The 13,002-nt window shown below is 48.7% G+C and carries 6 protein-coding genes; all 6 read left to right on the top strand.

Annotated features, from left to right (window positions below; all coding sequences use genetic code 11):
• Positions 1-104: 104 nt before the first annotated feature.
• The 6 genes from ACFVRY_RS17265 (at position 105) to ACFVRY_RS17240 (ending at position 12,847) form a co-directional block, all read left to right on the top strand.
• Complete coding sequence (locus ACFVRY_RS17265; RefSeq protein WP_387501480.1) at positions 105-1,913, top strand: cache domain-containing sensor histidine kinase; 1,809 nt, start codon at positions 105-107, stop codon at positions 1,911-1,913.
• Positions 1,914-2,111: 198 nt separating this feature from the next.
• Positions 2,112-3,038: an ABC transporter permease gene (locus ACFVRY_RS17260; protein ID WP_387501479.1), complete on the top strand. Its 927-nt coding sequence runs from the start codon at positions 2,112-2,114 to the stop codon at positions 3,036-3,038.
• Between the two features lie 83 nt (positions 3,039-3,121).
• Positions 3,122-4,006: a carbohydrate ABC transporter permease gene (locus ACFVRY_RS17255; RefSeq protein WP_379194803.1), complete on the top strand. Its 885-nt coding sequence runs from the start codon at positions 3,122-3,124 to the stop codon at positions 4,004-4,006.
• A 55-nt stretch (positions 4,007-4,061) separates the two neighbouring features.
• The gene (locus tag ACFVRY_RS17250; protein WP_387501478.1) at positions 4,062-5,621 is read left to right on the top strand and encodes an extracellular solute-binding protein; all 1,560 of its coding nucleotides are present in this window, start codon (positions 4,062-4,064) and stop codon (positions 5,619-5,621) included.
• Positions 5,622-5,834: 213 nt separating this feature from the next.
• Positions 5,835-11,858 (top strand): S-layer homology domain-containing protein, encoded by a 6,024-nt coding sequence (locus ACFVRY_RS17245; RefSeq protein ID WP_387501477.1) that lies wholly within the window; start codon positions 5,835-5,837, stop codon positions 11,856-11,858.
• A gap of 323 nt (positions 11,859-12,181) precedes the next feature.
• Positions 12,182-12,847 (top strand): Type 1 glutamine amidotransferase-like domain-containing protein, encoded by a 666-nt coding sequence (locus tag ACFVRY_RS17240; RefSeq protein WP_387501476.1) that lies wholly within the window; start codon positions 12,182-12,184, stop codon positions 12,845-12,847.
• Positions 12,848-13,002: the final 155 nt, after the last annotated feature.

Here is a 13,002-nt window from a genome sequence, read left to right as displayed (position 1 = left end):
ACGCTACAGCATAATTATAATCAATGTATCCGCTGTCACAATGAGTGGATCGCAAACTATTGCGGGGATTGTTATCGACATGCAAGAAAGGGAGGGCTGAAGCAGTGAATCGTTTTTCTCTGCGGCTCGGAGCATCGTTTCGGAACCGGATTATTCTGGTGTTCTTCTTGATCATTATTATGCCGTTCCTTATCTTTGCTTACTATGCGCATATCAAGTCCATTGAAGGCATCACTAACACCAATACCAAGATTTCACTAAGCTATCTTCAGCAGGCACGCAAAAATTTTGAAATCTATCTCAATAAACTCAATGATCAGGTCAATACGCTTATCGGCAATAAACGCCTGCAGGATCTATTGATCGACCCGCCAGCCAATACCGCTGAAGAAGAGGCGTTCACAGTAAACCTGCTGACATTGCTCTATCAGGCGACCCCGCAAATTGACGCCTTCCGGGTCAGAGTCTACCCGATGAATCTAGCCCTGTACCCTTCTTATATGAATACGCTGGGAGAATCGGCTGATCTTGTATCTGAGGAGGACTGGTTCCAGAAACCTCAGGAGAGTGTGGGGCCGATCTGGAAGCAGTTCTTGCCGGAGCAAGGCAAGTATGGACGGCCCTTGCTCGCCTATATCAAACGCTTCTCGGGCCTTTACGACCGGAAGCCCCGCGGTGTGGTCGTCACGGAAGTCTCGGAGGATCATCTGAAGCGTTATTTTTCACCCACGGAGCAATTGAAGAACCAGAAGCTGCTTCTTATGAACAAGAATGGCACCATTTACTATGATTCATCTGCCAATGAGTGGGCAGGTACAGCTTTCCCTTCAGAATCGTTCATAGAGCATCTACAACAAAGTCCGGAAGGCTCACAGACCATCAAGATCGACGGCAACACTTATCTTGCAACCTATGTTGGCTTGAGTAGCGAGCCATGGGCGATCGTCAGCCTGACGCTGCTCAAGGAGCTAACCGGGACGAATGATGAGATTAACCGGCTGTTGATTATTTTTCTGATCATCTATTTAATCTGCTGCATTGCCGTTGTCTTCTATATCACAGTGTATTTTACTCAGCCCATTGCACGCTTGGTGCGGTTGATGCGGAGAATGGAGGACGGGAATTTTCATAATATTATACTGAACTCGCCCCGGAAGGACGAGGTGGGGTGGCTGTACCGCGGGGTTGGCAGTCTGGTTCAACGGATTGATGTGTTGATTCAGGATGCATGGCGTTCGGAGCGGAAGAAGAAAGCCTTGGAGTTCCAGGTGCTAAGCCACCAGATCAATCCGCATTTCCTCTATAATACGCTAGAATCGATTCGCTGGAAGGCGGAGAACCATGGACGCAGCGATATTAGTGAAATGGTATCTGCACTCGGTAATTTGCTCCGGCTGAGTCTGAATCAGGGTAAGGAGATCACGACACTGCGGCGTGAAATCGAGCAGGTCAAGGCCTACGTGCTGATTGAGCAGGCCCGGATGGGCAGTGTCATTCGCATTCTGTATTCTATTGATGAAGAGCTGCTCGACTCGCCATTCTTGCGGCTGCTGCTGCAGCCTCTGGTGGAGAATGCGATTCAGCACAGTGTGCGGAGTGATTTTGAGAAAGGTAAAATCATTGTGTCTGCGCGCAGCGAAGGGCAGGATATGATCATTGAGATTACGGATAACGGTAAAGGCATTCCGCAGCAAATCATAGAGGAACTGGAGCATGACGTGCCTGCCGAGGAAATGTATACGGCCACTCGCCGGGGGGTAGGACTCCGCAATGTGAACGATCGTCTGAAGCTATACTTCGGGTCTGACTACAAGCTGCAGATTGAGACTGGCCCACAAGGCGGTACCCGAATACTACTGCGTCATCCCAAGAAGATAGAGGTGGAATTACCTAGGCCGGACGACAGTCGGTAGACTATTAGAATTGTAAAAGCAAGCATAGTAGCGGGTCTCCCCATATGGGAGAGCCGCTACTTCCCTGTTTGGGGGGATAAAGACCTTCAATAGGGTCATCAGGACAAAAGGAAACTACAAAGTGCAAGAATGACTCATAGAAGTGTATATCGCTCTCTTTTACAATTAAGTCATCCAAACAGCGAAAGGGAAGTCGATATGAAACTAAACGGAGTGTTCAAGGAACTGTACAAGAATCGCACCTTGCTGCTCATGTTCCTCCCCGTCGGGGTACTATTCTTGCTTTTTAACTATTTGCCGCTGGCCGGTCTTGTCATCGCTTTCAAAAATTTCGATTTCTCCAAAGGGATTTTTGGTAGTGAATGGATGCACCCCCTGTTCAGCAATTTTGATTATGTATTCTCTTCACCGGTAGCCTTCCGGGCAATCCGCAACACGATCCTGCTCAATGCGCTTTTCATTGCTATAGGATTAGTATTTGAAGTAGGTTTTGCTCTATTGCTGAATGAGATGCGTAACAAGTATTTCAAACGGATTACCCAGTCATTGACCTTTCTACCATTCTTCATTTCCTGGATCGTTGTAGGCGTATTTGCTTACAATCTGCTGAACTTTGAGAACGGTGCAGTCAACCGCTTTCTGGAATACCTGCATCTGCAACCGATAGATTTCTATAGCCGGGCCGAGCTGTGGCCAGCCATTCTGACCATTGCAGCACGCTGGAAAATAACCGGTTACGGCACAATTGTCTATCTGGCGGCCTTAACCTCTGTGGACAATTCTTATTATGAAGCCGCTTCAATTGACGGAGCTTCCAGATGGCAGCAGATTCGTTATATCAGTATTCCGATGCTGCGGCCAACGATCATCATCCTGACCCTTCTGGCGGTAGGAAGAATCATGAATGCGGACTTCGGCATGTTCTATGCCATGGTAGGGGATGCTTCACTGCTCTTCCCGACCACGGATGTTATTGACACCTTCGTCTACCGGAGCTTGCGTAAATCCGGTGACATCGGGATGGCTTCCGCTGCGGGCTTCCTTCAGTCCTTTGTCGCCTTCTTCCTGGTGCTTGGCAGCAACTATGCGGCGCGCAAAATTGACAAAGACTCAGCGATATTCTAAAGGCTGTGTGTCCGGGGGGGGCTTGCTAATAGAGGCACTTCGGACACCAGGCATATCATACTTTTAGGAGGTCATCCCACACGATGTCAGCACGAAAATTTTCCCTCAGCCAGTTCCTTATTGCTCTGGTCATCGGCCTGTTCAGTCTGGCCTGCCTGTTCCCGTTCCTGATGGTAATCTCAGGCTCCCTGAGTACAGAGAAGGACATTATGCAGTATGGCTATTCCCTTTGGCCGAAGACGATTACTTTTGATTCCTACCGGATCCTGCTGCTTGGCTCCAACCGTATATTCCAGGCTTACGGGGTCAGCACATTCGTTACAATCGTCGGTACTGTACTGTCCCTGTTTCTGACGAGTATGGGCGCTTATGTCATGGCCCGCCGTTCCTTTAAATACCGGAATATTCTTTCGATCTTCGTTATTATCACCATGCTCTTCAGCGGGGGACTCGTGCCTTGGTATATTATTATCGTCAGATACCTGCACTTGAAAGATACGATTTGGGCACTTATTCTGCCGTCTCTAGCTAATGCCTTCAACATGTTCCTCATTCGGAACTTTATGCTCTCCATCCCTGAAGATTTGCATGAATCGGCCAAAATGGACGGTGCCGGTGAATTCCGTATCTATGCCCGGCTGATTATGCCACTGGCCTTACCGGTTCTAGCTACTGTTGGCTTGTTCGTAGCCCTGGGCTATTGGAACGACTGGTTCCTCGGTCTGATGTTCGTCGATAAGCAAGAGCTTCAGCCATTGCAGTTGTTGCTGCGTACACTGATCTCTAATGTCGAGTTCTTGAAGAGCTCCAGCAATGCGGCGGCGATGCAGCGGATCTCGACCCAGATTCCTTCCGAGTCGATCAAGATGGCGCTCACAGTTATCACGATTGGACCGATCATTTTCCTCTACCCGTTCCTGCAGCGTTATTTTGTCAAAGGCCTCATGGTTGGGGCTGTAAAAGGTTAACTATGCCGACCACGGTCGTATAGTATAAATTACATTTCAAAAAGGGGAGATTTGGATGCGCAAAAGCATCGGTAGATTTCAGCTAATTCTAACCGCACTCCTGCTGTTCAGTTTAGTCTTGTCCGCATGTGGCGGCAGTAACAACAATACCACTTCAAATGCAGGTGAAAAGACGAATGCCGGCGGAGGAAGTGACACAGCAGCAACGAAGACTGAGAATGAAGTTACCCTTAAATTCTATTTCGGCGGTGATAAGAAGGCTGCCACAGATGAAGTTTGGTCCAAAATCAGTGAGTATGTGAAAGCCAAAGGCCTGAATGTCAAATTTGACATTAACTTCATTCCGTTTGGTGACTTTAAGGAGAAAATGCTCGTTATGGCCGCATCCGGCGATAGCTGGGACATGAACTTTGACGGCGACTGGCTCTCCTACAAGCAAATGGCAGCCAAAGGTTCCTATATGGCCCTGAATGATCTGCTGCCGAAGTATGCACCTAACCTGGAGAAGAAATACGAAGAGCAGGGGACATTGGGCGCGGCAACAGTAAACGGCCAAATTGTCGGATTGCCATGGACGATGAAAATGAATGAACGCAAATTTGCCGGCTGGCGTTCGGATCTTGCCGAAAAGGCAGGCATTAACATCGCACCGGATTCGATTAAAACGATTGAAGATGTAGACAATTTGCTTCGTGAGCTGAAAAAGGCTTACCCGAACGATAAACTGTCCCGTACCACACCGTTGTCTCTCTATTACATCCGTGATGAATGGGTGGACTTGAACTTCCACGGTCTGGGCTTCTATTTGAATGATCCGAAGATTACCGTTCAATCAGTTGAACAACAACCATTCTTCCTGGAGGCTTCGCAGTTGGCGAAGAAATGGTATGACGACAAGCTGATTAACAGAGATGCCATGATTGACAAGGAAGGCGCAGAAGACCAGTGGAGAAACGGCAAGCTGCTCTTTACCGTGACTTCTCATGAATGGGCTTACGCTGATCCAGGCTTCTCCGATTCTTCCTTTAAACAAGGCATGTCGCTCCTTTATCCTGATAAGAAATATGTTAACCGTACCGCTCTTGCAAACGTATTAGCGATCAACGTGAACTCCAAGAATCCGGACCGGGTTCTGCGGTTCCTCGATATGGTGGAAACCGATCAAACCCTGTATGACTTGCTGCAATATGGTATCGAAGGCAAGACCTATGTCCTGAATGGAGATGCTGCGGATTATCCGGAAGGCATGCAGTCCTCTACCAGTAACTACATGGAGTGGGGCGGACAATGGGGATTCTGGAAGCCGCAATTCATGCGCCCAACCACAACCTATGCTAAAGATTTCTGGGTGAAGGAAGCAGATTTCGCCAACCAGCCGAACAACGTGAACTCGCCAATCGACGGATTGTTCATTGCTGAAGACAGCATGAAGAATGAACTGGCTAAGCGTGACCAAGCCACTGATGAGATTAGCAGACCGATCGAATACGGTATGGTGAAGGATGTTAACAAAGCTGTAGCCGATTATGTAGAGACTCAAAAGAAGAACGGACTCGATAAAGTTATCGCTGAAACACAGAAACAAATAGACGCTTATCTTGCTGCCAAAAAATAAGGCTTGCGGCAAACAGGAAGCCGCCTTGGAAGGTGTGCTTCCTGTTTTTTAAAATATAAGGGTTTATATGTTTTACGCTATAAATTGTCCTTATATTTCTCGCTGAAACGGATAACCGTCCCTTTAGAGGACGGAAAAGCCGTTTCTACTTGGGCATAGCGTCATTGCCTATCCGCAGGAAGGATTGACCAATAAACTATTGGAGGTGCGTTTGTGAGTACAAATCGATCATGGGTCAAGCTCCGGGTACAGGTATCACGGATACTTGCGGCCCTACTGCTGGTGTCCAGCATCCAGCTTCCTCTTGGCACAGTAAAGGCTGCGGCCAATGCTGTACATGTTAGCCTGGGAGAAACACCGGTTGAGCAGGGGCTATCCGCTAGAGCAGGTGATACTACCGACGGTCTGAAGACCGGAACGGTCACTGAAGTCACCTATTGGGAGACTGGTAAGGACCTCGGAACAAGCTACATCTATCTGGACGTGGACAACGATTATTTGTATGACAGCAATGATTACGATGTAGATGTTACTGTAGATTATTACGACGAGGGCAGCGGGAAATTTGTTCTGCAATATGATGCCCAGACGGCAGCCTTCAAGGATGGAACCGTGTTCCAATATGGTGACTCCAAGACCTGGAAAAGTCATACCTTCACCCTGAAGGATGCCAAATTTGCAGACCGCACCAACGGAGCGGATATTCGCCTTAGCGTGGAAGGTGGGGGCATTGATTCTGCGACTAACAAGGATATTAAGGTTGCTGCAGTTACAGTTGTCAAGAATTTGAAAGCGGATACAAATAAACAAGTTAGTATTAAGCTGGGGGATCAAGTCGACTCTAACGGCATTACGGCGAGACCTGGAGATGGACCAGCTACCGGCCTTTTGACTGGAATAAGGGACGGCAAAACTTATTGGCAGACGAATCAGAATGTAAGCTCGTCGGACCCGGGGCAGAACGTCCTCTACTTCTATTTTAATGTGGGCGACGACTACTTGTATCAGAATACCGATCAGGATGTATTTGTAACGGTGGAATACTATGATCGCGGCAATGGAAGCATGGTTCTGCAGTATGATGCGGAGTCAGCGCACTTTAAGGATGCTGCATTATTCACCTATAAAAATACGAATACCTGGAAGACACATACTTACAAGTTAAGCGATGCTTATTTTGGCAACGGCACTAACGGCGGAGACTTCCGGGTTGGTGTCAGTGGCGCAGGCGCTCCGGCGAACAATCCGGAACTGATCTTGGCTTCGGTAACAATCACAAAAGCACCGCGCACCGCTGTGGATGCGCAGACCAAGGTATACACGACCAATTATGCAACACAGGATGTAGTTATAGCCGATGGGAGTGTCAAAGATTTTGGTGCTGTCGGGAATGGCGTCCAGGATGATACGCAGGCGTTCCAGGATGCCTTGACCGCAGCGGGCAACCGTGGGGGTGGGGTAGTCTTTGCGCCAGAAGGTCATTACAAGATTACTAGTAATCTCATCATTCCAACCGGAGTTACACTCCGTGGTGACTGGGTAAACCCGGACACCGTTAATAAAGAAGTAAAGGGAACGGTTCTTGAGGCTTACGGTGGTAGAGGGGACGCTGACGCGCCAAGTTTCCTTCAGCTCTCACCTTCTAGTGGTGTCACGAATCTGTCGGTTTGGTATCCGGAACAATCGGCAGAGCAGCCGGTTCTCTATCCTTGGACCTTTGAGCAGCTTTCAGGTGATAGCGCTACCATTCAGAACGTGACGCTCGTCAATTCCTATAATGGTATCAAAATCGGACCGATCTGGAATGAGCTTCATTATGTCAAAAATGTATTTGGAACCGTGCTGAATACCGGAATTTTCCTGGACTTCACCACAGATATCGGGCGCCTCGAGCACGTTCGTCTGGCTCCTGATTATTGGTCTGGTTCCGGTCTGGCCGGGGCTCCGCAAAAGGAACAATTGACGAATTATGTTACAAATCATGCAGAAGGGATTGTTATGGGCCGTTCCGACTGGGAATACATGTCGGACATCTATCTGTCAGGCTTCAAGACAGGGATGCGTGTAACGACCAGAACGGACAGCTTGGAATCAGCCAATGCCCAGCTCTACAAAATCAATATTGAGCATTCCCAGGTAGCGCTCAAGATTGAAGGCGTCAATGATTATGGTCTGCTGGTGACGGACAGCAGCTTTAAAGCCGATGTCGGACCGAGTCCGATCGCTATTCAAGCTACGCCTGGGTTCCGCTCTATCGTCCAGTTCAACCAGGTGACAATCGGCGGTCAGCCACATCACGCAGTCGTCAATGAAGGAACAGGAATTCTTTCTTTTGAGAATAGCACCTTCGAGAACTGGGATGACCTAGCTGGTGGCTATGCCATTACAGCCAAAGGAGGCTCGCTTATTCTCGGCCAGTCCACCTTCGACAAGCCGTCGAATCACATCTTGCTACAGGGTACTGTGGTAGAAGTGAACGCTGTCAATTCCGGCTATCAGGGTGAGCTTCAGGTGAAGAATGAGAGCGAGGGCGCGCAGCTGAACATTCACCAGGATGACAAGTATAGCCTGGAGGCACTGCCAGAAGTAGCAGCTCTTGATCTAGCGCAGCAGCCCAAACCTGCAACAAACGGATTATACAATGTAACTGCACAACCTTACGGAGCGGATAAAAGCGGCCAAATCGACACTGCCGCCATCGTGCAGCAGGCCCTTAATGATGCGAAGCTTGCCGGCGGCGGTACCGTGTATCTGCCAGCAGGGATCTACCGGTTGAACTCACCTATTACTGTGCCGAGTGGTGTTGAGCTGAGAGGATCATGGGATGTGCCCCATCATACGATTGGTGGAGGAACCGTGTTCTTCACCAATTATGGGGAAAATGATCCCGATGGCACACCTCTGATCACTCTGGAGGCTTCCTCAGGAGTCAGAGGCTTGTCTGTCTATTATGACAAGCAGAACTGGAACACGGTGAAGCCTTATTCCTGGACGATTCAAGGGAAAGGCCATAGCGTGTACGCAATCAATACGACTTTGATTAACTCTTATCAAGGGATTGACTTTGGCAGCTATGATACCAGCGGACATTATATTGATTATGTCGCCGGTTCTCCGCTTAAAGAAGGCATCTTCCTTGGCGGCGGGGCAGAAGGCGGAATGGTCCGCAATGTCCAGTTTAACCCGCACTATTATGGAAGAAACAATTATCCGAATCATCCTGAAAGCGGCGAGGACTTCAATAAAGTCTGGAACTACCAGAAGGATCATCTGGATGCCTTCCGTGTAGGACATGTGAAGCAGGAGACTATCTTCAATACCTTTGTTTACGGTTCAATGTATGGCATTCATTTCGAGGAACAGAATGGTTCTGGTCCGGAAGCAGTTGTTATCGGTCACGGAACAGACGGCAGTAAAAAAGGTGCCGTTATTGACAGCGCAGGTCCCGCAGGACTTTCCCTGATCAATACCGAGCTTGTATCGATGAGTAGCTCGGATAAAGTATATGTCGTAGTCGGCGAAGGCTTTGACTCCAAAGTCACGCTCTTCAACACTTCGATGTGGGGAGATACGACCCGTTCCTTCGATATTCACGCGGGAACTGTACGTATTCAGCAAGCTAACTTCACGACTGTTGGGGAACGAGGAATCAATGCTCTGGGCGGAGATACAGCACTGTACAATTCCTACTTCCAACAGCCGCGCACTACACATGTCTATGCCGGCCCGGATATTAGCAAGCTGGTGATTTCTAACAACCTCTTCAAGGGTGGCATGCAGCTGGTCAACGAAGCAGTGAATAAAGTATTTGGCACCAATCTGGTTCCGGTTGCCTTGGGCATTAAACGCAGTCCGTTCAATGCCAGCGAACCGGACAAAGCGAACAGCGTGCTCACCGTAACTAATGTAACTGAAGAACAGCCGCTGAGCGGACGTCTGGAGTTATTGCAGCCTGCCGGGTATGCCGGGAAGCTCAAGCCTGTCCGGTTTGAAGGTATTGCTCTGGGACAGTCCTTGGAGATTGCCTTGCCATTCCTGTCCAGTGACACACTGAAATACCGTGTCACATTGGATGACGGCTACACTTACACAACTTCTGTCAGACTGGCACAGTCCTTTGCCGAGCGCCATGGAGCGGAATCGGTGGTTACTCCGACGATTGAACTGTCCAGCATTGACCAATATTCCAGTGTAGGGGGTCAATGGAAAGGCCCAGACGATCTCAGTGCCCATGCATCTGTGGCCTGGGATGACCAGAATCTGTACACTACGGTTGTCGTGAAGGATGATGTGCATGCACAGACCTGGAGTGGCGGGGATATCTGGCAGGGCGACAGCATCCAGCTTGGCATTGATCTGTCCAAGAAAGATGGATCAGCCAGCAAAAATGTAAATGAGTTAGGCTTTGCCCTGAATAATCAAGGCAGTGTCACTAAGTGGAGATGGAGAGCACCGGAAGGGGTGCCTACCGGGGCATTGAATAATGCCCAGGCAGATATTACCCGTGACGAGTCTACCCATTTGACCACTTATAAGCTGAAGATTCCGTTCAGTGAGCTACACAAACCAGGATATACCTTCTCGCCTTCCGATGTGATAGGCTTCACGCTCTTGATCAACGAGAATGACGGAGCCGGTCGTTCCGGATTCATGGAATACAATCAGGGCATTGGCTCCAGCAAGGATGCAACAACGTATGGGGACCTGATTCTGTTGAACAGCGATTATGCCGGTCTGCTGGAGCAATCGGCAACAGCACAAGTTACACAAGCAGAGGCGCATAAGGATATCACCCATAAGGATACAGCAGCCAATTTTGTCAGTCTGCTGCCTGAAGGTCCGGTGAAGACTGCGCTGATTGCCCGGTTGGCAGCCATCGGAGGTTCGGTCGATCCAGGACCTGGTACTGATCCGGGTACTGACCCAGGGAATCCAAATCCGGGCACTGACCCGGGGGGACAAAAGCCGGAACCCGGCACGGAAACGCCTTCTGCCAGCAATCCAAGTTCGGGAACTTCATCCTCTGTCCCTGCGGCTTCGGGAAGCAAGACATCCATCACTCTGCGGGGAGATGGAACTGTTGAAGTGAAGACCGGACCTGTAGTAGATAGCGCATCGCAATCGGCTAAAGCCGTTGTGACGTCATCGGAGCTTACCAGTGCTTTTGCTCAGGCTAAGCCTGATAAGAACGGTGTAAAGCATGTGTTCGTTCAGGTAGCGGCAGCCAGCGGAGCCAAAGGCTATAGTATTGAACTTCCAACTGCCTTCGTAGCTGCGGGTTCTCCAGATCAAGTGCTGGAGCTTGTGCTGCCGACAGGCACACTTACTCTGCCGGGCAACCTGCTGGCATCCCTGAGTAAGGAGCTGGATACGACAGTAACCTTCTCCTTGCGGGAGGCTGACCGCACAAAATGGAGCAAGGACCTGCAATCTAAACTGGGTAGTCGCCCGGCAGTAGAACTGTCCATCCTGTCGGGGAACAAGACTCTTGCGTGGAGCGACAAGAATTCGCAGCTTACGCTGTCGTTGCCATACGCGCTCTCTGGCACTGAGCAAGCCCAAGCATCCAGTCTTGGCATTTGGACAATTCTGCAGGATAAGCAGGGCGCTGTCGTAGCTGGGGCGAAATACGCAGACGGTACGGTGCAATTCAAGGTAACAGCAACAGGTCAATACGCTGTTACTTTAACCGCGCCAGCCTTTGCAGATTTGAGCAATGTTCCTTGGGCACAAGAGGCTATTGAGCAACTCGCTGCCAAAGGAATCATTCAAGGCGTGTCGGCTTCAGCGTTTAATCCTGGGGCACAGATCAAACGGGCGGACTTCGTAAAGTTGCTCGTGGACACTCTAGGCTTGACGGCAGCCACCACTGCTAGCTTCAGTGATGTGGAGCAGGATGCTTACTACGCTGAAGCACTGAGTGTAGCCAAGGCACTTGGCATTGCAACAGGGTCCGGTGATGGTGCATTCCTGCCGAATGCGGCCATCAGCCGCGAGGAAGCAGCGGTTTTCATTGACCGTGCACTGAAGCTCCAGAAGATTGTGCTGGCGCAAGCCGGCACAAGCACACTAGGCGGCTTCAAGGATTCCAGCCTTATCGCGGGCTATGCCCGAGACAGCATTGGAACACTGGTGGAAGCCGGTCTGCTGCAGGGTAGCGGTAACAGCCTGAATCCTAAAGGCAATCTGACGCGCGCAGAGACAGCCGTGCTGTTGTACCGGATTTACAGCCGGTAATGTTCGATTTTTAATATTTTGAATAGGAAGACAGTGTAGGTTAAAGGTCTATAAAAAAGGCGTCCTTAGCAGTCCGTTTATCGGCTGTCCGGGGCGCTTTTTGTTTGAAGGGGTTTAGTAGTATGCGGAAAAAAGGAGATCCCAAGAGCACATATTTCTCATGCTTAAATTCCATGTTATGGTAATATAGAGTTGGATTTATGAAAAGTGTACAAGGGAGTGCAAGCGAAATGACTGAAGAACCGTTCATCTTTCTAGCGTGTGTAATATGTTTTATCGTTAAGAATGGATGAATGTAATAATACATATGGAGGTAATTAAGTTTGAGTACTCACTACTATTTCAGTTGGTTTAATAATTTTTTTCCAGAGAAGCTGGTCCATCGTTTACATGAGGATATACAAGACAGAAAATCGCTTGTTATGATTAGCGCTGATCCGTCTGGTTATACAGGTGAGCAAATTAACTTTGATGATGTTTCTGAATGGACATGGTTGAATCAGGCTAATATTCTTTTTGATGAATATCATTTCATTGATTACCGCATGCAGAAGGAAGATGCACGGCGATTAATTCAAAACGCTTCTGTCATTTTTTTATGCGGTGGATATCCTGTTTTGCAGAACGATTTTTTGGCGGAATATGAATTATCGGATGTTATTAAGAACAGCAATGCCGTTATAATGGGTGCCAGCGCCGGTGCGTTAAACATGGCTGCAAAATGGTTAAGCTTGAATAACACTGATGAAGTTGAAACAAGTACTACTTATGATGGTATTGGCTTTGATCATTTTGCCTATGAATCTCATTCTCAACGCGACTACGCCACGTTTGTTCAAGGCTACCTGTTTCCCTTGTCTGAAGAGATTGATGTTTACGCGGCAGAACAGGAGAGCGCTATACGTGTAAAGGACGGCAAAATAGACATAATGGGTCCTTTATATTTAATTTCCCGCTCAAAGATTCAGAAATTGGTTGAGACGCTCTAATTAGCTTGAGTGGCTGTAGCCTAACAGAATTAATTCCTTTTGATATATTAAATCAAGGCTTACAGCGAATCATCTCAGGTAAACAGATGCAATCTTAATATCCCCAGGACTTATTGTTGGGCAGAAATGATAAATTTTTTAGACCGCCTTCAATG

Origin of the sequence: Paenibacillus sp. NPDC057934, from assembly GCF_042887565.1 — a bacterium.
Classification (GTDB): Bacteria; Bacillota; Bacilli; order Paenibacillales; family Paenibacillaceae; genus Paenibacillus_AQ.
This window is presented reverse-complemented; position numbering and strand designations above follow the sequence as displayed.

What these genes read in the sequence shown, in the direction of transcription:
- ACFVRY_RS17255 (WP_379194803.1), top strand. Translation starts at nt 3,122, where the DNA reads ATGTCAGCACGAAAATTTTCCCTCAGCCAGTTCCTTATTGCTCTGGTC.
- ACFVRY_RS17250 (WP_387501478.1), top strand. Translation starts at nt 4,062, where the DNA reads ATGCGCAAAAGCATCGGTAGATTTCAGCTAATTCTAACCGCACTCCTG.
- ACFVRY_RS17260 (WP_387501479.1), top strand. Translation starts at nt 2,112, where the DNA reads ATGAAACTAAACGGAGTGTTCAAGGAACTGTACAAGAATCGCACCTTG.